The sequence below is a fragment of the Pseudoxanthomonas kalamensis DSM 18571 genome, assembly GCF_010211745.1.
Taxonomy (GTDB): domain Bacteria; phylum Pseudomonadota; class Gammaproteobacteria; order Xanthomonadales; family Xanthomonadaceae; genus Pseudoxanthomonas_A; species Pseudoxanthomonas_A kalamensis.
Genome location: NZ_PDWQ01000002.1, coordinates 293,153 through 316,686, shown reverse-complemented (window position 1 = coordinate 316,686; position 23,534 = coordinate 293,153). Strand labels below are relative to the sequence as shown.

The following is a 23,534-nucleotide window of genomic DNA, read 5'->3' as shown; positions in this document are numbered from 1 at the left end:
TGGGCCATTGCGCCGCCCCGGGCCGCCACCTAAACTTTCCCGGGGCCTGCAACGGGCGCCCGTGCGGGTGTAGCTCAATGGTAGAGCAGAAGCTTCCCAAGCTTACGACGAGGGTTCGATTCCCTTCACCCGCTCCAGTCACCCCTTTCTCACACTAGTCGCCCTCGCCGACTTTCCGCGATCCCCGGTTCCGGTCCGGCACTGCCAGGAACGGTTCAGGGCGTGTCATTCTGTTGCATGAACAAGACCGGGCACGTGCAAGATGAAACTGGCGATTCTTTCGCGCAACAGCAAGCTGTATTCGACCCGGCGTCTGGTCGAGGCGGCGCGCGCGCGTGGCCACAGCGTTCGCGTGCTGGATCCGTTGCGTTGCTACATGCGGATCGCCCGCGGCGGTTTCGACATGCACTATCGCGGCAAGCCGGTCGCCGACTACGACGCCGTCATCCCGCGCATCGGCACTTCGATCACCCGCTACGGTACGGCCGTGCTGCGGCAGTTCGAACTGATGGGCGCCTACACGCCCAATCCTTCCGACGCCATCCTGCGCGCGCGCGACAAGCTGCGTGCGCACCAGTTGCTGGCGCGGGAAGGCATCGACCTGCCGATCACGGTATTCGGCGACAACCCGGACGACACCGCCGACCTGCTCGACATGCTGGGTCCACCACCGCACGTGATCAAGCTGACCGAGGGTACCCAGGGGGCGGGGGTGATGCTGACCGAGAAGCCGTCGGCGTCGAAGGGCGCGATCGAAGCCTTGCGCGGCCTGTACGCCAACTTCGTGGTGCAGGAATACATTGCCGAGGCCGAAGGTGCCGATCTACGCTGCTTCGTGGTCGGCGACCGGGTCGTGGCCAGCATGCGCCGGCAGGCGCCGGAAGGCGATTTCCGCTCCAACCTGCACCGGGGCGGCACCGCCGAGCCGGTCGAGATCAGCCCGCAGGAAGCCGAGGTGGCGGTCCGCGCCACCCGGACCTTGGGTCTGGAGCTGGCCGGCGTGGACCTGATCCGCTCCCGCCGCGGCCCGCTGGTGCTGGAGGTGAATTCGACCCCCGGACTGGAAGGCATCGAGCACGCTTGCGGCTGCGATATCGGTACCGAGATCATCGACTACATCGCAACAGCTTGTTCCAGAAATGCTTTTAGATCATGAAGATAGCGGGAAAATCCTGTTCAGTTTCGCAGGTTAAGAAAACTTTAACGTGCGCTTAATCGAGCTGGGTATAGCTTGATCCGGGCCGCGACTCTGCACGTACCACGTCAGCTCTGGAAACGACAGGATTACGGTAAATCGGGGTTGTTCTTGTAACCCGGGCGGCACGTGCCGCCCGGGTCTTTTTCTGGGGACTACGAAGTGTCTTCTTCGCGTTTGACTTGTCGTTCGGTCTGCTACAGTTTCCGAAGCATTCATCCCACGAAATCTTAGGAGGTTCGACGAAATGCGTTTTTCGATACCTGCATTACTGGTTTGCAGCCTTGCGATGAGTACTGCGTACGCAAATATTCAATCCGGTTCCGCAGCATCTGGCGCGGATTCCATTCTTGATTTGCATCAGTCGTTCATTGAGCAGCGTCAAGCCATCGAACGTGATCTGGCGGATGGTGAAACTTACAGCGAGATCAGCAGCGATGATCGCAAGAAGGTCAAGACTGCTCTTGATCGCATTTCCAGCTCATTGGCGGTTGCAGGCGGATTGACAACGTTGGACGAAGCCAAGAAGGCAGAGTTGTTCAATGACCAGGAGCTGGTGAACGCGATTCTCACGCAGGCTGGAGAGGACAGTCGTCTGGTGTGCACTCGTGAGAAGAAGGTGGGATCGCATCGAACAACCACGAATTGCATGACAGTGGCCGAGCGTAGAAGGGCACGCGAACAGTCACAAGACGCGGTTCGGCAAAACATAGGTCTTAAAGCACCCGTACAGAATTGACTGAAATGCGCATACTTGTCATCGAAGACAACAGCGATATCGCCGCCAACCTGGGCGATTATCTGGAAGACCGTGGACATACCGTCGATTTTGCCGCCGACGGCGTGACCGGTTTGCATCTGGCGGTGGTGCACGAGTTCGACGCGATCGTGCTCGACCTCAACCTGCCCGGGATGGACGGGCTGGAGGTCTGCCGCAAGCTGCGCAACGAGGCGCGCAAGCAGACGCCGGTGTTGATGCTGACGGCGCGTGACACGCTGGACAACAAGCTTGCCGGATTCGATTCGGGCGCGGACGACTATCTGGTCAAGCCGTTCGCGTTGCAGGAAGTCGAGGTGCGCCTGAACGCCCTGGCCCGTCGCGGCAAGGCGGTGCAGACGCGAATCCTGGAAGTGGGCGAGATGGAATACAACCTGGATACGCTCGAGGTGCGGCGCCAAGGCAAGCTGCTGCAGCTCAATCCCACCGCGCTGAAGATCCTGCAGGCGCTGATGGAGGCTTCGCCGGCGGTGGTGACCCGGCAAGAACTTGAAACCCGAGTCTGGGGCGAGGAACTGCCCGATTCGGATTCGTTGCGCGTGCATATCCACGGCTTGCGCGCGGTGGTCGACAAGCCGTTCGAAACGCCCTATATCCAGACCCGCCACGGTATCGGGTACCGCATCGCTGCCCCCGACGCCAGCAGCTGATTTACGTTGCAGGTGAGCAAGCGCAGGACATTCCGGCGGCGGCTGCGGACCCGCATCATCCTGTCCTTCTTCCTGCTGGGAACCGGCCTGACGGCCCTGTTCGCCTATCTGACCGACATGGCGCGGCAGAGGGTCGAGAACGAACTGGTCGAAGACGTGATGAACCAGAACATCGACGGATATGCGCGTCGATTCTATCTGGACCCCAACAATACCGATCTGCCCGTACAGCAGATGTACGGACAGATCGTGCGACCGGACGGTTTCGAGAAGCTTCGCCAGGAAGAGCCGGACTGGTACGAATTCAAGGACGGCATCCACAACCTGAGTGGCGTGGATGCCGAGACCGGCGCACCGTTCTCGTACAAGCTTGCCGTGCGCAAGACGCCGGATGCCTGGTTTTTCCTTGCCTACAACATGACCCAGAGCAGCAAAGGGCAGATGCAGCTCAAGATATGGCTGATCGTCGCCGTTTTCGTTTTCGGCGCGCTGTCGCTGCTGATCGGCTGGTGGTCGGCTTCCCGAGTTATGAGTCCCGTATCCGAACTGGCGGCACGATTGCGCGCCTACCGCGGCAGCGAGAACCCGAAGCAATTGGCATCGCATTTCCCCGACGACGAAGTCGGTGAACTGGCCAAGGCGCTGGATGACTATTCCGACCGGTTGACGGAAATGGTTCAGCGCGATCGCGAATTCAATGCCGACGTCAGTCACGAACTGCGCACGCCGCTGGCGGTGATTCGCGGCGCCACCGAACTGATGCTCAGCAACCCTGCACTCGACGACAAGCTGCGGCAGCGTCTGTCGCGGATCCAGCGCGCCGAGCAGCAATGTACCGACCTGATCAGTTCCCTGTTGCAGCTGTCGCGCAACGAGCGCGGGCAGGGCAATGCGCTGGTGGCGAAGGTGGTCGAGCAGTTGCTCGACGCGCATCGCGCGCAGATGGGCAACAAGCCGCTGGAGTTGCACATGCAGGGCGAAAGCAGCCTGACCGTCGATGCGCCGGAAGCAGCGCTGTCGGTGGCGCTGGGTAACCTGATCGGCAACGCGGTCAAGTACACCCAGGAGGGCAGCGTGACCGTGCGGCTGCTGGCCGATGCGGTGGAAGTGATCGATACCGGCCCGGGATTGAGCGAAGAAGACGCTGCGCGACTGTTCGAGCGCGGCTATCGCGGCGCCCATGCCGGGCGCTCGCAGGGTGGTGGTATCGGCCTGTCGATCGTCAGCCGCCTGTGCGACCTGTATGGCTGGCAGGTCGGCGTGCATCCGGGCAAGGAAAAGGGCGTGGTCGCCACGCTGAAATTTTCGTCGACGTAGGAGCGGCGTCAGCCGCGAAGAAGCTTTCCCGTGAAAGCCAGGTCGCAGCTCACGCTGCTCCTACAGCGTGATCCAGAAGCAGTTGTAGGCGCGGCGCAGACCGAACACGGTGGTCGAAGGCGTGGCGCTGTTCTTCAAAGTCTGCTCCAGCCGCAATCCGGTCGGCCGGGTGCGCGTGGTCTGCGGGTAATAGCCATCGGCATTGTCGTCGACGATGTTGCCTTCCTCGTCGAGAATCGGAGGCGGGTCGGGCCGGATCGGCACGATGTCCACCAATGGCCGCTGCGCGATGGCTTCCAGCCGGTCGAGGATGCGGTTGGCGGTCGCATCGGAGACGCCCCCCCATTGGTAGACCCCGGCCAGACGGTTGACGTCCCTGGCATCGATGGCCGCGGTGATCTGGTAGACCAGATCGCTGAGCGTGCGCGAGCAGCCACGCCGGTAATACGAGGACGACGAAGGCCGGCGCACGTCCGGCAGGCGGTCGATCGCGCCGACATCCTCGCAGCGCTTGTCGGTGTAGACGGTTTCGCCGCTCAGGCTGGTGCAGCGCTGTACCTGCTGAGCGGCGGCATCCTTCGGCCATCCCATGCTGGCGAAGGCCAGCAGCAGGGTCAACAGTCCGCAAAGCGCTCGCATGCGTGCAGCTTACCGTCGCCGGCGTGAACGCGGAATGCGCGATGCCGTCGTCGTTCAGCTAAGCCGCGACAGCACGGCCTGGGTCGGGCGGGCCAGGTTCAAGGTATAGAAATGCAGGCCGGGCGCGCCGCCATCCAGCAGGCGCCGGCACAGCGCCGCGACCAGATCGGCGCCGAACTCGCGAATACCGTCGACATCGTCGCCGAAGGCCTGCATGCGCTTGCCGATCCAGCGCGGAATCTCGGCGCCGCATTGCTCGGAAAAACGGCGCAACTGGCTGAAATTGGAGATCGGCATGATGCCCGGCACGATTGGTGCTTCCACGCCCAGTTTGCGTACCGCTTCGACGAAGTGGAAGTACGCGTCGGCGTTGTAGAAATACTGGGTGATGGCCGATTTGGCGCCAGCGTCGAGCTTGGCCTTGAAGTGGCGCAGGTCGATCACCGCGTCCTCGGCTTCCGGATGGGTTTCCGGGTAGCAGCCGACCTCGATGTGGAAGTGGTCGCCGTGCTCGGCACGGATGAAGGCAATCAGGTCGGTCGCGTAGCGCAGGTCGCCGGGGTGGCCCATGCCCGAAGGCATGTCGCCGCGCAGGGCGACGATGCGCCGGCAGCCGATGGCGCGGTACAGCTGCAGCAGTTCGCGGATCTGTTCGCGACTGCCGCCGACGCAGGACAGGTGCGGCGCGGCGTCCAAGGCGTGGCCTTGGCGCAGGTGACGCACGGTTTCGGCGGTGTAGCTGAGGGTCGAGCCGCCGGCGCCGAACGTGCAGGACACGAATTCCGGCCCGAAGGGCTTCAGCTTCCGCACCGTGCGATCCAGCTGCAGCCGCTGTTCGTCGGTCTTGGGCGGATAGAACTCGAGGCTGATGGCGGTCATGGCGGCGGGCCGGGCAAGGACGGGGCAATTATATCTCTCCATCAAGATGAATGTGAAGATTGGCGGGCGCGCCCGGCTGGTCGATGATGCACCGCCATTCGCCGTCCTCGGAACCGTGCATGTCGATCGTCCTGACCCCGTTCGCCCGAACCCGCCTGTTCCCATGCCCGCTGCGCGGCAACACCCTCCGTGACTGCACGCCGGAACAGTTCGAGGCACGACTGAACACGGAGCCGCCGCTGAAGGTACTGGACGGCTACGCGCCGTTCTGCAAGCTGCATGTGCATCGCAATTGGACCTCGACCCGCTGCCTGACCGTGCCGATCGACGATGGCAACCGTCACCTGCTGCGCTCGGCCTACGAGGCGCGCAGCCGCGACGAGTTGCCGGTACTGGTGCGCTGGTTCGAAGGCGTCGAGCCGCCGGTGGCCGATTACCTGGTCGTCATCCTCTACAGCGCCGGGCAACTGGCGAAGGAGGGCGCCCCCATCGAAGGCGACTGGGGCATCGTCGGTTGCCTGTACACGGCCGGACCGGAGGAAATCCCGATGGCGCCGATCACCATGATGCGCAACGCGCTCGGCGTGGAAGAGGGCGGCTCCGGCGTGCCGCTGGACCGCGAGGCCTACCGGCGCAGTGTGGAATTCTGGGAGGCGAACGCCAATTGGCGGCCCTGAATGAGTTTGCCTCGAATGAAAACGGGCGCCTCGCGGCGCCCGTTCCATATTGCACAGAGTGACTGCGCCGATCAGTAGCGGTAATGCTCCGGCTTAAACGGGCCGTCCACGCGCACGCCGAGGTAGTCGGCCTGGTCCTGGGTCAGGGTGGTCAGCTTCACGCCGATCTTTTCCAGGTGCAGGCGGGCGACTTCCTCGTCCAGCTTCTTCGGCAGGATGTAGACCTTGGGATCGTAGAAGTCCTTGTTGGCCCACAGGTCGATCTGCGCCAGGGTCTGGTTCGAGAACGAGTTCGACATGACGAAGCTCGGGTGGCCGGTGGCGCAACCCAGGTTGACTAGGCGGCCTTCGGCAAGCAGGAAGATCGCGTTGCCGTTGGGCAGGTCGAAGCGGTCCACCTGCGGCTTGATGTTGATCTGCTTCACCCCGTCCAGCGCCTTCAGCGCATCGACCTGGATTTCGTTGTCGAAGTGGCCGATGTTGCAGACGATGGCCTGGTCCTTCATCGCCGTCATGTGTTCCAGGCGGATGATGTCCTTGTTGCCGGTGGTGGTGACGTAGATGTCGCCGGTACCCAGCGTGTCCTCGACGGTCTTGACCTCGTAGCCTTCCATCGCCGCCTGCAGTGCGCAGATCGGGTCGATCTCGGTGACGATGACGCGGGCGCCGTAGGCGCGCAGCGAGGCGGCGCAGCCCTTGCCGACGTCGCCGTAGCCGCAGACCACCGCGACCTTGCCGGCCAGCATGACGTCCAGGGCGCGCTTGAGGCCGTCGGCCAGCGACTCGCGGCAACCGTACAGATTGTCGAACTTGCTCTTGGTGACCGAGTCGTTGACGTTGATCGCAGGCACCAGCAGCTTGCCCTGTTCGGCCAGCTGGTACAGGCGGTGCACGCCGGTGGTGGTTTCCTCGGACACGCCCTTCCAGTCCCGGACCACGGTGGTCCAGAAGCCGGGGCGTTCCTGGGCGACGCGCTTGAGCAGGTTCTTGATGACCTGTTCCTCCTGGCTGGACGAGGGCGTGTTTACCCAGTCCGAACCGTTCTCCAGTTCGTGGCCCTTGTGGATCAGCAGGGTCACGTCGCCGCCGTCGTCGACCACCAGCTGCGGGCCGAGGAAGCCGCCCTTGCCGTCGGGGAAGCTCAGCGCGTCCAGTGTGCAGTCCCAGTATTCCTCCAGGGTTTCGCCTTTCCAGGCGAACACCGGGGTGCCGGTGGCGGCGATCGCGGCGGCGGCGTGGTCCTGGGTGCTGAAGATGTTGCAGCTGGCCCAGCGCACGTCGGCGCCGATGTCCTTCAGCGTTTCGATCAGCACCGCGGTCTGGATGGTCATGTGCAGCGAGCCGGTCACGCGCACGCCCTTCAGCGGGGCCTGCGGCGCGTACTTGCGGCGGATCGACATCAGCCCGGGCATCTCGTGCTCGGCGATGTCCAGTTCCTTGCGGCCCCAGTCGGCCAGCGAGATGTCGGCGACCTTGTAGTCGCCTTCGGTGGAGAAGGTCTTGACCTGTGCGTTCATGGTGGAAGCTCCGTAAGTGGCGGGCGCGAAGGCCCTGTCATTACGGGCGCCGTTGTCGCAAACCGCTCCACCGAGCCTGGCCGCGTGCGCCTGTCGTGCAGGCCGCGCGGTCGCAGCGCCCCTCGGCGGGGGAATGGCGATTATATCGTTCGTTGCGGATGGAACGATAAATGGACGCCGGACGCGGATGGGGTAGGCTTGCAGTGGTTTGCTGCGATGCCGCATCCGGTCTGCAACTGGTCTTGTGGTAGTGCGTCGCGGCGGGCAAGGCGCAATCGACTTCCTTCCCGGCCCCCGATGTCCATGAATCTGAACCGCAATCCCGAATTCGCTGCTGTCGACACGCCGTTGCGCGACGACGTGCGCCGGCTGGGCGCCCTGGTCGGCGACATGCTGAGCGAGCAGATTTCGCCGGACTTCCTTGCGGAAGTGGAGCGCGTGCGTACCACGGCGATTGCCCGGCGCCAGCGCGACGAGTCGCTGGATGCGCTGGCGGGTTTGCTGACGGGGTTGTCGCCGTCGAATGCCGAGGCGCTGATCCGCGCTTTCGGCACCTACTTCCAGGTGGTCAACATCGCCGAGCGCGTGCACCGCATCCGCCGCCGCCGCGAATACCAGCGCAGCGGCGGGACCCGGCCGCAGCCGGAGGGCCTGCACGACAGCCTGCTGAAGCTGAAGGCGCAGGGGGCGACGCTGGAGGAACTGGCAGCCTGGCTGCCGAACGTCGACATCGAGCCGGTGTTCACCGCACATCCGACCGAAGCGCTGCGTCGCGTGCTGCTGGAGAAGGAGCAACTGATGGTGGCCAGCCTGGTCGACGACCTGGACGGCCAGCGCACGCCCAACGAGCGCGCCGCGGACATCGCCCGCTTTCGCATGGCGCTGACCTCGGCCTGGCAGACCCCCGATTCTTCGCCGGTGCGGCCCACCGTGCAGGACGAGCGCGAACACGTCGGCTTCTACATCACCGAAGTGCTGTACCGGGTGATGCCGGTGTTCTACGAAACGCTGGAAACCGCGTTCCGCGAAACCTTCGGCGACAGTCCGGAATTGCCGCGCCTGCTGCGCTTCGGCACCTGGGTCGGCGGCGACATGGACGGCAACCCCAATGTCGATGCCGGCACCATCGCGCAGACCCTGCGCGCGCAGCGGCGCGAGATCCTGCACAAGTACCTGAAGGAACTGCGCCAGTTGGCCAGACTGCTCAGCCAGTCGACCTCGCTGGTCGGTGTGGACGCGCAGGTGATGGCGCGCATGCAGTATTACCGCGAACTGCTGCCGCAGGCGGCAGCACGCTCGCGTCCTCGCCACGGCGACATGCCGTACCGGCTACTCAACGAGCTGATGCGCGCGCGCTTGCAGGCGACCCTGGACGAGCAGCCCGAAGGCTATGCCTCGCCGGAGGAGTTCGCCGCCGACATCGACATGATCCTGCGCAGCCTGGAGCACAACCGCGGCATCCACGCCGGCTGGTTCGCAGTGCGCCGGCTGGCCTGGCGGGTACGCACGTTCGGCTTCCACATGGCGCGGCTCGATGTTCGCCAGGAATCGAGTGTGCATGCGCGTGCGGTGGCCGAGGCGCTGGGCGACGCGGACTGGGCGACGCGCGACGCGATCGAACGCGCCGCCCTGCTGGCCGACTACGCGGGTGACGGCAAGCTGCTGCCGCGCGGCGAGGACGAGGGCAACCGCCGGCTAGACGCGGTGTTCGCCGCGCTGGCCGAGGCGCGCAGCATCCACGGCGCCGATGCATTGGGCGCCTACATCATCAGCATGGCGCACAACCGCGCCGATGTGCTGACCGTGTTGGCGCTGGCGCGACGCGGTGGCCTGGTCGATGCGCAGGGCCATGTGCCGCTGGACATCGCGCCGCTGTTCGAAACGGTGGACGATCTGCGTCAGGGGCCGGACACCTTGCGTGACCTCGCGGCCGATCCGGTCTATCGCGCCCACCTGGCCGCGCGCGGCAACGTGCAGATGGTGATGCTGGGCTATTCGGACAGCGGCAAGGACGGCGGCATCGCTGCCTCGCGCTGGGGCCTGCAGCGCGGCCAGGTGGAACTGCTGCAGGCCGCGCACGAACTGGGCATCAAGCTGACCTTCTTCCACGGCCGTGGCGGTTCGATCAGCCGCGGCGGCGGCAAGACCCCGCGCGCGGTGGAAGCGTCGCCGCGCGGCAGCGTCGATGGCCGCTTGCGGGTGACCGAGCAGGGCGAGGTAATCCATCGCAAGTACGGTATTCGCGCGCTGGCGCTGCGCTCGCTGGAGCAGGCCGCCGGCGCGGTGCTGGTGTCCAGCCTGCGCCCGCGTCCGCCGGAACCGCGCGAAGCCGAATGGCGCGCGCTGATGGATCGGGTGACCGCCGAAAGCCGCGCGGCCTATCGCGGCTTCGTCGAGGCACCGGGTTTCATGAGCTATTTCCGCACCGCGACCCCGATCGACGTGATCGAACGCATGACCCTGGGTTCGCGGCCGTCGCGCCGGCTGGGTCAGGACGCGGGACTGGACAACCTGCGCGCGATCCCGTGGGTGTTCGCCTGGACCCAGACCCGCGCCGTGGTGCCGGGCTGGTACGGTGTCGGCAGCGGACTGAAGGCAGCGGTGGAGGGCGGCCACGAGAAGACCCTGCGCGAGATGGCGGCCGAGTGGCCGTTCTTCCGCACCTTCCTCGACGATGTGTCGATGGTGCTGGCCAAGACCGATCTGGGCATTGCCGAAATGTTTTCGCGGCTGTCCGGCGACCTGCACGAGGAATTCTTCCCGCGCATCCGTCAGGAACATGCGCTGGCCCGCGAGTGGATCCTGAAGCTGATCGACGACGATTACCTGCTGCAGCACGACCGGCGACTGGCCTTGTCGATCCAGCTGCGCAACCCCTACGTGGACCCGATCAGCGTCATTCAGGCCGACCTGCTGCAGCGCTGGCGCGCGTCGGGTGGCGAGGACGAAATGCTGCTGCGGGCGCTGGTGGCCAGCGTCAATGGCGTCGCCCAGGGCGTGCAGAACACCGGCTGACGTGTTGAGCTGTCAACTATCCAGTTCGGCCCAGCGTGCGTAGGCGGCGTCCAGTTCGAGTTGCAGCGCGGCCAGGATTTCGTTGGCGGCGGTGATCGCGGCGCCGTCCTGCTGGTAGAAGGCGGGCTCGTTCATCGCTTCGCTGCGGGCGGCGATGTCCGCTTCCAGCGATTCGATCCGGCCGGGTAACTGTTCCAGTTCGCGCGCATCCTTGTAGCTGAGCTTGCGCTTGGCGACCGCTGCGGCGGGAGCGGGCGCTTCAGGTGTCGATACGGGTGAGGCGTCCGCCGTAATGGACGGACGATTGCTGGCGGCAATGGCCGGCCGTTGCCGCAGCCAGTCGGAATAGCCGCCGACGTATTCTCCCAGCCGGCCGTCGCCTTCCAGCACCAAGGTGCTGGTGACCACGTTGTCGAGGAAGTCGCGATCGTGGCTGACCAGCAGCAGCGTGCCTTTGTAGTCGGCCAGCAGTTCTTCCAGCAGTTCCAGTGTTTCCACGTCGAGGTCGTTGGTCGGTTCGTCCATCACCAGCAGGTTGGACGGCTGTGCGAACAGCCGTGCCAGCAGCAGGCGGTTGCGCTCGCCGCCGGACAGGCGGGTGATCGGCGCGCGCGCACGTTCCGGCGAAAACAGGAAGTCCTGCAGGTAGCCGATCACGTGCTTGCGCTGGCCGTTGATCTCGATGTGGTCGCGGCCTTCGGCGACGTTCTCCAGTGCGCTCAGCGATTCGTCCAGCTGGCTGCGGTGCTGGTCGAAATAGGCCGCCTGCAGGCCGGTGCCCAGTTCGACGCTGCCGCTGTCGGGCTTCAGCTCGCCCAGCAGGATCTTCAGCAGGGTCGACTTGCCGGCGCCGTTGGGGCCGATGATGCCGACCCGGTCGCCGCGCAGGATCGTGGTCGAGACCTCGCGCAGCAGGCTGCGTCCGCCGAAAGCCTGCGAGACTTCGTGCAGTTGTGCCACCTTGCGGCCCGAAGCCTGCGCGGCGGCGGCTTCCATCCGCACGTTGCCGGTCAGTTCGCGGCGCTGACCGCGCTCGTGCCGCAGCGCCTTCAGTGCGCGCACGCGGCCTTCGTTGCGGGTGCGGCGGGCCTTGATGCCCTGGCGGATCCAGATCTCTTCCTGCGCCAGCAGCTTGTCGAAACGTGCGTTCTCCTGCGCTTCGGCATGCAGGCGTTCCTCGCGCCGGCGCAGGTAGTTGTCGTAGTCGCCGGGCCAGCTGCTCAGCGTGCCGCGGTCGATCTCGACGATCCGGGTCGCCAGCGCGCGCAGGAAGCTGCGGTCGTGGGTGACGAAGACGATGCTGCCAGCAAAGGATTTCAGGAAGCCTTCGAGCCAGGCGATCGCCTCGATGTCCAGGTGGTTGGTCGGTTCGTCCAGCAGCAGGATGTCCGGGCCGCGGACCAGTGCCTGCGCCAGCAGCACGCGCCGCTTCATGCCGCCGGACAGGGCGGAAAAATCGGCGGCTTCCGGCAGTTCCAGCCGGTCCAGTACCTGCTGCACGCGCCGATCCAGGTCCCAGCCGTCGCGGGCCTCGATCTTCGACTGCGCATCGCCCATGGCTTGCATGTCGCCGGCGTGCAATGCATGGTGGTACTGCGCCAGCAGCGGACCCAGTTCGCCCAGCCCCTGCGCGACCACGTCGAACACACTGCCGTCGGTGTCCTGCGGCACTTCCTGCGCCATCCGCGCCACCACCACGCCATCCTGGCGGCGGATCTCGCCGTCGTCGGGCTTCAATTCGCCGGCCATCAGCCGCATCAGCGTGGACTTGCCGGCGCCGTTGCGCCCGACCACGCAGACGCGTTCGCCGGCTTCGATGGACAGGTCGACATGGTCGAGCAGGAGCGGCCCGCCGACCCCGTAGTCGACGCGCAGGAATTGCAGCAGGGACATGCGGATATTCTAGTCGCGGTCGGGGTTTCAGACGTCAGCGGGCGCGGTCGAGGCGAGCAAGGCGGCGTGGCGCTGCTCCATTTCCTGACGGAGTTGGCGGCGGAATTGCGCGGCGGCATGACGGCGGCGTTCGTCCGCCGTCTGCGGCTGCAGCGGCGGAACCGGGGTCGGTTTGCCGTCATCGTCCATCGCGACCATGGTGAAGAAGCAGCTGTTGGCGTGACGCACGCTCTGCCGCAGGATGTCCTCGGCCACGACCTTGATCCCGACCTCCAGCGACGAGGAGCCGGTGTAGTTGACCGAGGCGAGGAAGGTGACCAGCTCGCCGACGTTGATCGGCTGGCGGAACGTCACCTGGTCCACCGACAGCGTCACCACGTACTTGCCGGCATAGCGGCTGGCGCAGGCATAGGCGACCTGGTCGAGCAGTTTCAGCACCGCGCCGCCGTGGACCTTGCCGGAGAAATTGGCCATGTCCGGTGTCATCAGCACGGTCATCGACAATTGATGGCTCTTCAGGCTTTCCATGGCGGGCGGGTTCCGGTGCGACGACGGGAACCATAGGCTAACCGCTGCGTGGCCATTGGCGGAAACGCGACAGGCCGCTTGCGCGGCCCGTCGGTCGATCGGTGGCTGGCGTGCGCCGCCGTTACAGTTTGGCGTCCTTGCGCAGCGCATCGGCGCGGTCGGTCCGTTCCCACGAGAACGCCGTGGCGGTCTGGGTCTTGCCGGCAACGTCGAGGTAGCTCACCTGTTCCGGCTTGCGGCCGAAATGGCCGTAGCTGGCGGTGCGCTGGTAGACCGGGTGGATCAGGTCGAGCATCTTGATGATGCCGTAGGGGCGCAGGTCGAAATGCTTGCGGATCAGCTTTTCGATCCTGTCATCGCTGATCTTGCCGGTGCCGAAGGTGGTGACCGAGATCGAGGTCGGTTCGGCCACGCCGATGGCATAGCTGACCTGCACTTCGCACTTGTCGGCCAGGCCAGCGGCGACCACGTTCTTGGCCACGTAGCGGGCGGCGTAGGCAGCCGAGCGATCGACCTTGGAAGGGTCCTTGCCGGAGAACGCGCCGCCACCATGGCGGGCCATGCCGCCGTAGGTGTCGACGATGATCTTGCGCCCGGTCAGGCCGCAGTCGCCGACCGGCCCGCCGATCACGAAGATGCCGGTCGGGTTGATGTGGACCTTGCTCTTGGGCAGCGATTCGTACCACTTCTTCGGCAGCACCGGCTTGAGGATGTGCTCGCGCACGGCCTCGACCAGGTCCTTCTGCTTGATGCCCGGATCGTGCTGGGTCGACAGCACCACCGCGTCCAGGCCGAGGATGCCGCCATCCTCGCCGTAGCGCAGGGTGACCTGGCTCTTGGCGTCCGGGCGCAGCCACGGCAGCTTGCCGTTCTTGCGCACCTTGGCCTGGCGTTCGACCAGGCGGTGGCTGTAGTAGATCGGCGCGGGCATGTATTCCGGCGCCTCGTTGCAGGCGTAGCCGAACATCAGGCCCTGGTCGCCGGCGCCCTGTTCCTCGGGCTTCTTGGCCTTCTTGCGGGTGCCGTCGACGCCGGCGGCGATGTCCGGCGACTGCTTGCCCAGCATGTTGATGATGGCGCAGGTATGGCCGTCGAAGCCCACGCCGGAGTGGTCGTAGCCGATGTCGTTGATGACCTGGCGGGCCAGCCCCTCGATATCCACCCAGGCGGTCGTGGTGACTTCGCCGGCGACGATCGCCGCGCCGGTCTTGACCATGGTTTCGCAGGCCACGCGGGCGCGCTTGTCCTGGGCCAGGATGGCGTCGAGCACGGCGTCAGAGATCTGGTCGGCGATCTTGTCGGGATGGCCTTCCGAAACCGATTCGGAAGTGAACAGGTAGCTGGACATCGGCGGGAATCCTTGGGTTATATCCCTTCATCGGGATGAAAAGATGGCCGCGAATGATACACCTCCGCCGCCGTCGCTGCATCCTGCCAGCACCGGGATTCGGCTGCGGTTAAAACGGACGCCGCCTGCGACGTCATGCGTTTGCCGCAAAACCGCAACCGGGCTGTCGTCGTCGGGGTTCAGGCTGCCGGCCAACCGGGCCGACCCACGATGTCCATGCTCCAGATCGAAGACCGCCTGCAGCAGCGTTATCCGCACTGGTTCCGCGGTCCTCGGGCGAAACTGGCGCGACCGCTGCTGCGCACCGTGGGCCGCTGGTCGCGGCTGGACCAGATCGACGCGTTCCTGTCGGAAAACGGCCATCTGCGCGGTTTCGACTTCGTCGCCGCGGCGTTGCGGCGGCTGCAGAGTGACTACCGGGTGGAGAACGCCGCCGCCAGCGCGATCCCGACGCGCGGCCGCCTGCTGATCGTCGCCAACCATCCTTCCGGCGCGCTCGATGCGCTGGCCCTGCTGGATTGCGTCGGCCGCGTGCGCCGCGACGTGCGGATCGTCGCCAACGACCTGCTGACCGGGATCGAGCCGTTGTCCGGCCTGCTGCTGCCGGTGCGCATCCTTGGCGGCCGGCCCAGCGTGGACAGCCTGCAGGCGGTGGAAGCGGCGCTGGATGCCGAGCAGTGCGTGATCGTGTTCCCGGCCGGCGAAGTGTCGCGGATTTCGCTGCAGGGCGTGCGCGACGGCGAATGGCGGCGCGGCTTCCTGCGCTTCGCCCGCCACAGCGGCGCGCCGGTGCTGCCGGTGCTGATCCAGGCGCGCAATTCGGCGTTGTTCTACGGCGCATCGGCGCTGTTCAAGCCGGCCGGCACCGCCTTGCTGGCGCGCGAGATGTTCGCCCGCGGCGGGCGTCCGCTGACGCTGCGGATCGGCGCGCCGATGACATTGGCCGCCGATGGCGACGTGGCGGCGCAATTGCGACAGGTGCGGCGTGCGCTGTACGCACTGGCGCGCCAGCGTGGAATTACAACGCCGGGACAGGAGCCGCTGGCGCCCGCGGTCGCCGTGCCGCGATTGCTAGCGGAACTGGAACGGGCCGAATGCCTGGGCGAGACCGCCGACGGCAAGCAGATCCTGCTGGCTTCCTGTGGCGCGGGTTCGCCACTGCTGCAGGAACTGGGCCGGCTGCGCGAACTGACCTTCCGCAAGGTCGGCGAGGGCAGCGGCCGTCGCCGCGACCTGGATGCGTACGACCGCCATTACCAGCACATCGTGGTCTGGGACGCCGCGGCGCAGCGGATCGCCGGCGCGTACCGGATCGCTCGTGGCGCGACCGCGCTGGCGCAACGGGGGCTGGCCGGGCTGTATACGGCCAGCCTGTTCCGTTATCGCGACGACGCCATCCCGCGGCTGGCCGAGGGCATGGAGCTGGGCCGCAGCTTCGTGGTGCCGGAGTACTGGGGCAGCCGCAGCCTCGACTACCTGTGGCAGGGGATCGGCGCCTACCTGCGGCGCTACCCGAACGTGCGTTACCTGTACGGCGCGGTGTCGATCAGCGCCGCGTTGCCGCGCGCCGCGCGCGAGCAGCTGGTGGCCTATTACCAGCGCTATTACGGCAGCGCCGATCCGCTGGCGGAGTCGAACCGGCCGTTCCAGTACTTCGCCGCGCCGCCTTCGTTCGGCGAGCTGGACGCGGCCACCGCCTTCGAGGTGCTGAAGGCCAACCTGTCGGCGCTCGGCACCGGTGTGCCGACCCTGTACCGGCAGTACACCGACCTGTGCGAGCCCGGCGGCGCGCGCTTTCTGGCGTTCGGCGTCGATCCGGACTTCAGCGATTCGTTGGACGGATTGATCGAAGTGGACCTCCGGCGCATCCGCCCGAAGAAGCGGCAGCGCTACCTGCAAACCGCGAAGGAGACGGCATGATGCTCAAGGCGATCCCGCAACCGATGCGTCGCTCGGTGTTCATTTCCGACGTTCACCTGGGTTCCAAACACTGCCACGCCGCCGACCTGGCCGCGTTCCTCGCCTCGTTGCGCTGCGAGCGGCTGTACCTGGTCGGCGATATCGTCGACCTGTGGTGGCTGGCGCAGCGCCGGGCCAGCTGGGGCGCCGCGCACAACGAGGTGATCGAGGCCCTGCATGCGCTGCATCGGGCCGGGACCGAACTGGTGTACATTCCCGGCAACCACGACCGCCCGCTGCGGCGCGCGTGCGGGATGATGCTGCCGGCCATGCAGGTGCGGCGGCGGACGATCCACACCACCGCCGACGGCCGCCGCCTGCTGGTCGTGCACGGCGACGACTACGACAGCGTCACCCACTTCGGCGGCTTGCAGGAAAAGTTCGGCGACTGGTTGTACAGCCGCATCCTGACCGGCAACCAGTTGCTGAACCAGTTGCGACGCAAGCTCGGGCGTCGCTACTGGTCGCTGTCCGAATTCCTGAAACGGCAGAGCGGGGCGGCCGAGCGCTACATCGAGCGCTTCGTCCAGGCCGGCTTGCAGGACGCGCGCCGGCGCGGGCTGGACGGCATCGTCTGCGGGCACATCCACCGTGCCGCGCTGGAGCAGCGCGACGGCCTGGTCTACGCCAACGACGGCGACTGGGTGGAAACCCTGTCGGCGCTGGCCGAGGACATGGACGGCACGCTGCGGCTGCTGTCGCACACCGGCGAGACCCTGGCGCTGCTGCCGCCGCAGTCGCGACCGGCGCCGGAGCAATGGCGGAAGGCGGCCTGAGCCGCGCTATTGCAGGTTCACCACGACTTGCCCGTTGGCGATTTCGGTGCTGCTGACCTGACGCGAGCCGATCCGCCCGAGCAGGTTGCTGTCGAAGCGGTACACCGGCTCATCGCGCGAATACTCGGCCAGCCAGGTATTCAGCGCACCGCGGACGGTGTTGTTCATCGCACCACCCAAGGCCGGCACGTCCACCGATTCGATCGCGGGCTCATCCAGATGGATGCCCAGCGTGCGGGTATCGAAGCGCACGCCGCTGGACAGGCCGAAACTGCCGCTCGCGGTCCGACTTCCGAGCAGGTCGAGGGCGAGGGCGAGGTCCAGGCGCAGGCGATGGCTGTCCTGCGGAATGGACAGTTTCGGGTCCACCAGGCTCAGTGAGGCCAGTCCGCCGAGCTTGTCGTAGTGCTTGGGGAAACTGCCGTTGAGCGCGCTCTGGATCTGCATCGGGCCGAGCACGAACTGGTTGCCGAGCAGCGCGGCGATGTCGTTCAGCGAAGCGCAGCCGGCCAGGGCGAGCGGGGTAGCGGCGATGGAGGCGACCAGCAGGCGGCGTTGAGGATTCATGTCGATTTTCCCGGGAGGACACGACGACGATACGCGGGTTGCCCCCGGCTTCAAAGCCAAGGCCCGCAGTAGGTCTTGTGCCTGGTGGCGTACTGCTAGCATGCGCGCATGGATTCCCTAACCCAGATCGTTCTCGGCGCCTCGGTCGCCGCCGCCGTAGTGCCAGCCGGTCATCGTCGCGCCGCCCTGCTGGCTGGAGCCGTACTGGGGACGTTGCCCGACCTGGACTCGCTTCCATTGGTACTGCTGACCGACGATCCGGTCTTGCGTATGACCTGGCATCGCAGCTTCAGCCATTCGTTGTTGGTGCTGCCGCTGTTGGCCTGGGCAATCTGGGCCTGGTACCGGTCGCGCGGCAAACGGGTAGCCGAAGCGCCGGCACGATGGTTCTGGGCCATCCTGCTGGCCCTGGTGACTCATCCGCTGCTGGACGCGTTCACCGTGTATGGCACGCAATTGTGGTGGCCACTGCGTCCGATGCCGGCGATGTGGTCGAGCGTGTTCATCATCGATCCGATGTACACGTTGTGGCTGCTGATCGGCGTGGTCGTTGCGGCCATCGCCGGGGCAAGGCGCGTGGCGGGCAAGGCCGTGTTGTTCGGGCTGGTACTGAGTACGGCCTATCTGGGATGGTCGTTGCTGGCCAAGGGCCTGGTCGAGCGACAGGCCGGGCAAACACTGGCGACGATGGGTTTGCAGGACGCGCCTCGCTTTTCGGTGCCGATGCCGTTCAACACCCTGCTGTGGCGGGTGGTGGCGATGACGCCGCAGGGTTTCGTCGAAGGCGAGTATTCACTGGTGGCCGACCGCGGCCCGATGCGCTTCCGCGCCCATGCGTCCGATGTCGACGATCTGGCGCAGGTAACCGCGTACCCGGCCGTGCAGCGGCTGGCCTGGTTCAACCACGGTTTCATGAAGGCCTCGCGTCACGATGATGCGCTGGTGCTCAGCGACCTGCGGATGGGCGCCGAACCGGACTACAGCTTCAACTTCGTGGTTGCCGAGCGCACGGGCGATGGCTGGCGCGAAGTGCCGCCGACGCAGATGGCCTGGCCGTGGCATGCGCGACGACAACTGGGCGAGGCGTGGCGGCGGATCTGGCATGCGCCGGAGGCCGAGAGCGAAGGCCGCGAACCATGACGGGCATGACCTGTCGGGGCCGCCGACCCACGCGGACAGGCTGATGCGTGCGCTGCCAGGAGCAGAGCGCTGGCGGCGACAGCATCATGCGTGGTGATGGTCGTGCCCGAGGAGAACCCTACTCGGATTTGCCGCCCAGATAGCCCTCCACACGTGCGCGCCATCCCGGGGCGTTGATCCGTTCCAGCAGCGACTCGTTCAATGGCTCGCGCAACGCACTGGCGGCGGGCAGGGCGAAGGCGTAGTCCTGTCGCTCCAGCCGCAGCGGCAGCATTTCCAACCGGCCGCGATAGCGCTTGCCGATGGTCCATTGCAGCAGCGGAGCGTCATAGACCACGGCGTCGCACTCGTCGTTGGCCAGAGACGCAAGCGCAGCATCGATGTCCGCGGCATCGTCGAAGTCCAGCCCGCGCCCTTGCAGCCACTCCGCGCTGGTGGTGCCGGCCAGGCTGGCGATCCGCAAGCCATCGAGATCGCTGGCTTGGGTGATGCGCGAAGACAGCTGGCCGACCGTCAACGCACTGGTGATCGCCGCGGTGAAGGTGGAAACGATGATCAGCGCGGCGAACATCCACAGCAGTCCGACCAGGCGGCCGGCCAGGGTCACCGGCGCCTTGTCGCCGTAGCCGACCGTGGTCATGGTGACTGCGGCCCACCAGAATCCCGAGGCGATGCCTTGCGAAGGGGGGCCACCGAAATGCTCCGGATTGCGCCGGCGTTCGGCCAGCCATGTCAGTGCGCCGATGACCAGCAGCAGGGTCGCCAATGCGGCCAGCACCTTGAGAAAGCCGGGCGAGAAGAACGCGCGGGCCACCGCCAGCCAGCCGGCACCCCGCTGCGAACGTACCGCGATGCCCAAGCCTGAACTGGTGATCGGGTGGCTGAAATCCATGAGTTTCTCGCGCTCGGCGGTCGCGGTGATCGCGCCCAACCCTGCATCGACGTCGCCATGCTCGACCGCTTCCAGCAGATCGTCCAGTTCGTAGCGCTTGAACGTCGTTTCCCAACCGCGCTCCTGCGCGATCTCGTCCCACAGGTCGATGGCCAGGCCGGAATAGATACCATCGCCCTGTTCGGTCACGAATGGCGGCGCGACTTTCACGCCGACAGTCAGCTTGCGCGCAGGTGGCGTATCAGTGCCGGAAGGCGCCATCGTCTGGGCGCCTGCGACGGCGGCCATCAGCAGGATCGGCAGCGCGAGCGCGAGACGCAGCCACGGCGAAGCGGATGCAGGCATGCGAAGAATCTCCCTGGTTGCCAGCGATGCAGAATAACGGCTGCGGCACGAGGCTGCAGGCATCGCCCCGGCGCAGGTTCAGGCTACGGCGGATAATTCCGGCGGCGTGCTCGAAGGGGCTCCGGCATTCATGACCGGAACTCTGCCCAAGGGCCGGTAATGGCAAGTGTCTTTCCCGGGCTGTAGAGGTTGACGAAGAGTGTCGAACCATCGGGCGAGAAGCAGGCCCCCGCCAGCTCGGTCTGCAGGCGCAGACGCGCGAAGGTGTAGATATCTCCGTCCGGTGTTACTCCTCTCAGGTGGTTGTCCACGACGGCCGTGTATTGATCCTCGCACACGATCAGATGACCATTGGGTGCCACGGTCAGATTGTCGCCGAAATTGAAATGCGCCGGATCCGTGGACTCGACGAAGATTTGCAGCCGCCCTGGCTCGCTTTTTTCGGCAGGCAGCCCTTCGAAGCGCGATGGCTTGTAACGCATGATCTGCCCGAGGATCGCGACACCACCCGACGTGCAACAGAAATAAAGTTCGTCTTCGCCGAAGTGGATGCCCTCGCCACGAGCGAACAGCAGCGCGCCGCGCGCATGGCCCCGCATGCGCAGATCGTCATCCGGGCTTTTCACGTCATCCAGATCGATCCAGCGCACCTCGTGCCATGTGCTGCGCGACATGGTGATTCCATGCCAGTTGCGGCTGTCGCTGATGTCAGACTCGACCAACGCAAGTGCCTGCAAGCGCCCTCCCCGGGCCAGATCTCCCGGTGCGTCGGGAAGGAAGCGGTACAACAGGCTGTCATCCCGGTCTTCGGTCAGGTAGACGATCCCGGTGCGCGGATCGACCGCCGCCGCCTCGTGATTGAAGCGGCCCATGGCCACCAGCGGTGTTGGCGGCACTAGGCCGTGTGCTTCGGCCGGCACTTCGAAAACCCAACCATGGTCGCGGCCCACCCCTTCGCCAGCACGGGTCACGTCCTCTTCGCATGTCAGCCAGCTTCCCCAGGGCGTCGTGCCGCCCGCACAGTTGCGGATCGTGCCGACCAGACTCAAGTGTTGTGACTCGACTTGGCCCGAGGCCAGGTTGTAGATGATCGTCGAGGTGCCGCCTGGCAGCACGTCCCCCGAAATGTTGCGATCGTAAGCCGGTATATGTGCAGGCGTCGTGCCTGGTGCCGGGCCAAGAATCTGCTGATTCGCCTTCAACTCGTGATTGCGGACGAGCGCGACGCGCCGTTCACCCAGCGCGAAGCACCCCATGCCGTCGGCACGGTCGGGCACCACGAAGCCGTCGTCCATGCGCTGGCCGAACGCGGAAATCACGCGATAGCCGAATCCCTTCGGCAGGTCGAGCAATCCCGCTGGATCGGGGGCCAGATCACCATAGGCGTGCAACGGCTTTGTGGCACGAATTCCAACCGCCGGACTGCATGAAGCCAGGAGTCCGGCGAATGCGCTGCCGGTGAGTGCGAACGTGAACTGTCGACGGGTAACCATGGATTTGTTCTGCCAACTGCTGGTTTCAGATCAGTACACGGGCAGCGCGATCGAGCTCGCCGCCTCCGGCGAGTGCCAGACACGCTGCGTCGCCTTCTGGTAATCCGCAGGCTTGGCGAAGTAGATATTCGGCACGAATGTCTGCGGATTGCGGTCGTACAGCGGGAACAGTGTCGATTGCACCTGCACCATGACCCGGTGGCCCGGCAGGAACACGTGGTTGGCTTCTGGCAACGCGAAGCGGTACGCCAGCGTTTCATTCGGCGTGATCGCCTTGGCCTGCTCGAAGTCCTCACGATAGCGGCCGCGGAAGATCGCCAGCGACACCGACAGTTGGTAGCCGCCCATCTCGGGCGCTGAGGCGATCTGGTCGGGGTACACGTCGATCAGCTTGACCACCCAGTCGCTGTCGCTGCCGCTGGTCGAGGCTAGCAAATCCACTTGCGGGGTACCGGCGATGCGCAGCGGTTCGGTCAAGGGTTCGGTGACGAAGGTCAGCACGTCCGGCCGACCATCGACGAAACGCTGATCCTTGACCAGCCAGGTCGTCCACATGCCGCGGTCGCCGAAGCTTACCGGCCGTGGCGCGAACGGCACCGGCTTGGCCGGATCGGAGACGAACTCCTCGAAATCGCCTTCACCAGGTTGCGGCGGCTGGAACGAAAGTTGGCCGCCACTGCGCAGGTACAGCGGCTTCGCGCTGGCCGTGCGGGGCCATTGCCGCAAGCGGTCCCAGTGATCCTCGCCGGTGTTGTAGATCAGTACCGGTGGCGTGTCCGCTTCCGGCGCACCCTCGACCAGATACTGATCGAAGAACGGCTTGAGCACGTCGCGGCGGAACTGCAATGCAGTGTCGCCGTCAAATTTCAGCGCGCCGAGATTGCGTGCTTCGTAATTGACCTGGCTGTGTCGCCACGGCCCCATCACCAGATAGTTGAGGTTGTTGCCGGTGTCGCGCGGCTCCATCGCCTTGTAGCAATGGTTCGCGCCCCACATGTCTTCCTGGTCCCACAAGCCTTGCAGCCACATGGTCGGTACCTTCAGTGGCGTGCTCGCCATCTTCCGGTCCAGCGCCTGCTCCTGCCAGAACGAGTCGTAGGCTGGGTGCTCGGTCAGCTTGTGCCACCACGGTAGCTGCTCCAGACCGTTGGCGCGGGCGTAGTCGCCGGCGGAACCGGCGCGCAGGAACGCGGTGTAGTCGTCCAGGCCCACGCTCGGGATCGATGCGCCCTTGCCCCGCTTGGTCAGCTGGCCGGTGAAATAACCGAAATTGACCTGCCGGAAGGCGCCGTAGTTCAGCCAATCGTCGCCCATCCAGCCATCGACCATCGGGCTTTCCGGCGCGGCTACCTTCAACGCCGGGTGAGGGTCGGTCAGCGCCATCACCACGGTGAAGCCTTCGTACGACGAACCCAGCATGCCGACGCGGCCATTGGATTCAGGCACATGCTTGACCAGCCAGTCGATGGTGTCCCAGGCGTCAGTGGCATGGTCCGTCTTGCCGGGGTTCAGCGGACCGCGTAGCGGACGGGTCATCACGTAGTCGCCTTCCGAACCGTGCTTGCCGCGTACGTCCTGGAATACACGGATGTAACCGGCCTGCACGAACACCTCGTCGCCCTGCGGCAGGATGTCGATCATCCGCGGCGAATCCAGGCGCTTGGTGCGGCCCGCGGCGTCGTAGGGCGTGCGGGTCAGCAGGATCGGCGCGTTCTTCGCGCCCTTGGGCACCACGATGACGGTGTAAAGCTTGACCCCGTCGCGCATCGGCACCATGACCACGCGCTTGTCGTAGTCGAAGTTGCCCTTCGGCGTGACGAATTCCTTGCCGGTGATGTCCGGTGTGCTCGGTGCGGTCTGTGCCGATGCCCCGGCTATGGAAAGCGCGGAAACCAGCGCCATTGCCACCAGGCTGCGATACCACCG

The 23,534-nt window shown here is 65.7% G+C and carries 19 protein-coding genes, 1 tRNA gene and 1 riboswitch; of the genes, 10 read left to right on the top strand and 10 right to left on the bottom strand.

Going from position 1 to position 23,534, the window contains the following annotated elements:
- Window positions 1-63 precede the first annotated feature (63 nt).
- The 5 genes from CSC70_RS05430 (at window position 64) to CSC70_RS05410 (ending at window position 3,940) form a co-directional block, all read left to right on the top strand.
- A tRNA-Gly gene (locus CSC70_RS05430) sits at window positions 64-137 on the top strand.
- Window positions 138-262: 125 nt separating this feature from the next.
- Window positions 263-1,156, top strand: coding sequence for a 30S ribosomal protein S6--L-glutamate ligase (gene rimK / locus CSC70_RS05425; RefSeq protein ID WP_162455637.1), 894 nt, complete (start codon window positions 263-265; stop codon window positions 1,154-1,156).
- Between the two features lie 286 nt (window positions 1,157-1,442).
- A complete protein-coding gene (locus CSC70_RS05420; protein WP_246189331.1) occupies window positions 1,443-1,934 on the top strand; it encodes a hypothetical protein in 492 nt (163 codons plus the stop codon).
- Window positions 1,935-1,939: 5 nt separating this feature from the next.
- Window positions 1,940-2,623 carry a response regulator transcription factor gene (locus tag CSC70_RS05415; RefSeq protein WP_162455636.1) on the top strand — a complete coding sequence of 228 codons (684 nt, stop codon included), beginning with the start codon at window positions 1,940-1,942 and terminating at the stop codon, window positions 2,621-2,623.
- 12 nt (window positions 2,624-2,635) lie between these two features.
- Entirely contained in the window at window positions 2,636-3,940 is a 1,305-nt protein-coding gene (locus CSC70_RS05410) for a sensor histidine kinase (RefSeq protein WP_425501520.1), read from the top strand.
- Between the two features lie 60 nt (window positions 3,941-4,000).
- On the opposite strand, the gene CSC70_RS05405 is transcribed toward CSC70_RS05410, so the two are convergent.
- Together CSC70_RS05405 and metF are read right to left on the bottom strand one after the other, a co-directional pair.
- Complete coding sequence (locus CSC70_RS05405; RefSeq protein ID WP_162455634.1) at window positions 4,001-4,579, bottom strand: hypothetical protein; 579 nt, start codon at window positions 4,577-4,579, stop codon at window positions 4,001-4,003.
- Window positions 4,580-4,633: 54 nt separating this feature from the next.
- The gene (gene metF, locus CSC70_RS05400) at window positions 4,634-5,458 is read right to left on the bottom strand and encodes a methylenetetrahydrofolate reductase [NAD(P)H] (protein ID WP_162455633.1); all 825 of its coding nucleotides are present in this window, start codon (window positions 5,456-5,458) and stop codon (window positions 4,634-4,636) included.
- A 119-nt stretch (window positions 5,459-5,577) separates the two neighbouring features.
- Between metF and CSC70_RS05395 the strand changes: the two genes are divergently transcribed.
- A complete protein-coding gene (locus CSC70_RS05395) occupies window positions 5,578-6,135 on the top strand; it encodes a DUF3228 family protein (RefSeq protein ID WP_162455632.1) in 558 nt (185 codons plus the stop codon).
- 71 nt (window positions 6,136-6,206) lie between these two features.
- Here CSC70_RS05395 and ahcY read toward each other — a convergent pair whose 3' ends face one another.
- A complete protein-coding gene (gene ahcY / locus CSC70_RS05390) occupies window positions 6,207-7,652 on the bottom strand; it encodes an adenosylhomocysteinase (protein WP_162455631.1) in 1,446 nt (481 codons plus the stop codon).
- Window positions 7,653-7,689: 37 nt separating this feature from the next.
- Window positions 7,690-7,782: riboswitch (S-adenosyl-L-homocysteine riboswitch) on the bottom strand.
- A gap of 173 nt (window positions 7,783-7,955) precedes the next feature.
- On the opposite strand from ahcY, the gene ppc reads away from it, so the two are divergent.
- Window positions 7,956-10,667: a phosphoenolpyruvate carboxylase gene (gene ppc / locus CSC70_RS05385; protein ID WP_162455838.1), complete on the top strand. Its 2,712-nt coding sequence runs from the start codon at window positions 7,956-7,958 to the stop codon at window positions 10,665-10,667.
- Window positions 10,668-10,679: 12 nt separating this feature from the next.
- Here the strand turns inward: ppc and CSC70_RS05380 are convergent, their stop codons facing one another.
- The 3 genes from CSC70_RS05380 to metK all read right to left on the bottom strand — a co-directional run bounded on the left by CSC70_RS05380 (window position 10,680) and on the right by metK (window position 14,436).
- Window positions 10,680-12,560, bottom strand: a complete 1,881-nt coding sequence (locus CSC70_RS05380) for an ATP-binding cassette domain-containing protein (protein WP_162455630.1) — start codon at window positions 12,558-12,560, stop codon at window positions 10,680-10,682.
- 27 nt (window positions 12,561-12,587) lie between these two features.
- The gene (locus CSC70_RS05375; RefSeq protein ID WP_162455629.1) at window positions 12,588-13,088 is read right to left on the bottom strand and encodes an acyl-CoA thioesterase; all 501 of its coding nucleotides are present in this window, start codon (window positions 13,086-13,088) and stop codon (window positions 12,588-12,590) included.
- A gap of 121 nt (window positions 13,089-13,209) precedes the next feature.
- Complete coding sequence (gene metK, locus CSC70_RS05370) at window positions 13,210-14,436, bottom strand: methionine adenosyltransferase (RefSeq protein ID WP_162455628.1); 1,227 nt, start codon at window positions 14,434-14,436, stop codon at window positions 13,210-13,212.
- 216 nt (window positions 14,437-14,652) lie between these two features.
- On the opposite strand from metK, the gene olsF reads away from it, so the two are divergent.
- A complete protein-coding gene (gene olsF / locus CSC70_RS05365; RefSeq protein ID WP_162455627.1) occupies window positions 14,653-16,356 on the top strand; it encodes a bifunctional ornithine lipid synthase OlsF in 1,704 nt (567 codons plus the stop codon).
- The gene (locus CSC70_RS05360; protein ID WP_425501519.1) at window positions 16,353-17,171 is read left to right on the top strand and encodes a UDP-2,3-diacylglucosamine diphosphatase; all 819 of its coding nucleotides are present in this window, start codon (window positions 16,353-16,355) and stop codon (window positions 17,169-17,171) included. The genes olsF and CSC70_RS05360 overlap by 4 nt, the downstream gene beginning before the upstream one ends.
- 6 nt (window positions 17,172-17,177) lie before the next feature.
- Here CSC70_RS05360 and CSC70_RS05355 read toward each other — a convergent pair whose 3' ends face one another.
- Window positions 17,178-17,738, bottom strand: a complete 561-nt coding sequence (locus CSC70_RS05355) for a DUF1439 domain-containing protein (protein ID WP_162455626.1) — start codon at window positions 17,736-17,738, stop codon at window positions 17,178-17,180.
- 108 nt (window positions 17,739-17,846) lie between these two features.
- On the opposite strand from CSC70_RS05355, the gene CSC70_RS05350 reads away from it, so the two are divergent.
- A complete protein-coding gene (locus tag CSC70_RS05350) occupies window positions 17,847-18,878 on the top strand; it encodes a metal-dependent hydrolase (protein ID WP_162455625.1) in 1,032 nt (343 codons plus the stop codon).
- 118 nt (window positions 18,879-18,996) lie between these two features.
- Here the strand turns inward: CSC70_RS05350 and CSC70_RS05345 are convergent, their stop codons facing one another.
- From CSC70_RS05345 to CSC70_RS05335, 3 genes are all read right to left on the bottom strand, one after another.
- Window positions 18,997-20,115, bottom strand: coding sequence for a transporter substrate-binding domain-containing protein (locus tag CSC70_RS05345; RefSeq protein WP_162455624.1), 1,119 nt, complete (start codon window positions 20,113-20,115; stop codon window positions 18,997-18,999).
- A 128-nt stretch (window positions 20,116-20,243) separates the two neighbouring features.
- Window positions 20,244-21,608: an alkaline phosphatase PhoX gene (locus tag CSC70_RS05340; protein ID WP_162455623.1), complete on the bottom strand. Its 1,365-nt coding sequence runs from the start codon at window positions 21,606-21,608 to the stop codon at window positions 20,244-20,246.
- Window positions 21,609-21,638: 30 nt separating this feature from the next.
- Window positions 21,639-23,510 (bottom strand): CocE/NonD family hydrolase, encoded by a 1,872-nt coding sequence (locus tag CSC70_RS05335; protein WP_211369437.1) that lies wholly within the window; start codon window positions 23,508-23,510, stop codon window positions 21,639-21,641.
- Window positions 23,511-23,534 lie beyond the last annotated feature (24 nt).

Coding starts and splice junctions, on each gene's coding strand:
- rimK (WP_162455637.1), top strand. CDS start 263: ATGAAACTGGCGATTCTTTCGCGCAACAGCAAGCTGTATTCGACCCGG.
- CSC70_RS05420 (WP_246189331.1), top strand. CDS start 1,443: ATGCGTTTTTCGATACCTGCATTACTGGTTTGCAGCCTTGCGATGAGT.
- CSC70_RS05415 (WP_162455636.1), top strand. CDS start 1,940: ATGCGCATACTTGTCATCGAAGACAACAGCGATATCGCCGCCAACCTG.
- CSC70_RS05405 (WP_162455634.1), bottom strand. CDS start 4,579: ATGCGAGCGCTTTGCGGACTGTTGACCCTGCTGCTGGCCTTCGCCAGC.
- metF (WP_162455633.1), bottom strand. CDS start 5,458: ATGACCGCCATCAGCCTCGAGTTCTATCCGCCCAAGACCGACGAACAG.
- CSC70_RS05395 (WP_162455632.1), top strand. CDS start 5,578: ATGTCGATCGTCCTGACCCCGTTCGCCCGAACCCGCCTGTTCCCATGC.
- ahcY (WP_162455631.1), bottom strand. CDS start 7,652: ATGAACGCACAGGTCAAGACCTTCTCCACCGAAGGCGACTACAAGGTC.
- ppc (WP_162455838.1), top strand. CDS start 7,956: ATGAATCTGAACCGCAATCCCGAATTCGCTGCTGTCGACACGCCGTTG.
- CSC70_RS05380 (WP_162455630.1), bottom strand. CDS start 12,560: ATGTCCCTGCTGCAATTCCTGCGCGTCGACTACGGGGTCGGCGGGCCG.
- CSC70_RS05375 (WP_162455629.1), bottom strand. CDS start 13,088: ATGGAAAGCCTGAAGAGCCATCAATTGTCGATGACCGTGCTGATGACA.
- metK (WP_162455628.1), bottom strand. CDS start 14,436: ATGTCCAGCTACCTGTTCACTTCCGAATCGGTTTCGGAAGGCCATCCC.
- olsF (WP_162455627.1), top strand. CDS start 14,653: ATGCTCCAGATCGAAGACCGCCTGCAGCAGCGTTATCCGCACTGGTTC.
- CSC70_RS05360 (WP_425501519.1), top strand. CDS start 16,353: ATGATGCTCAAGGCGATCCCGCAACCGATGCGTCGCTCGGTGTTCATT.
- CSC70_RS05355 (WP_162455626.1), bottom strand. CDS start 17,738: ATGAATCCTCAACGCCGCCTGCTGGTCGCCTCCATCGCCGCTACCCCG.
- CSC70_RS05350 (WP_162455625.1), top strand. CDS start 17,847: ATGGATTCCCTAACCCAGATCGTTCTCGGCGCCTCGGTCGCCGCCGCC.
- CSC70_RS05345 (WP_162455624.1), bottom strand. CDS start 20,115: ATGCCTGCATCCGCTTCGCCGTGGCTGCGTCTCGCGCTCGCGCTGCCG.
- CSC70_RS05340 (WP_162455623.1), bottom strand. CDS start 21,608: ATGGTTACCCGTCGACAGTTCACGTTCGCACTCACCGGCAGCGCATTC.
- CSC70_RS05335 (WP_211369437.1), bottom strand. CDS start 23,510: ATGGCGCTGGTTTCCGCGCTTTCCATAGCCGGGGCATCGGCACAGACC.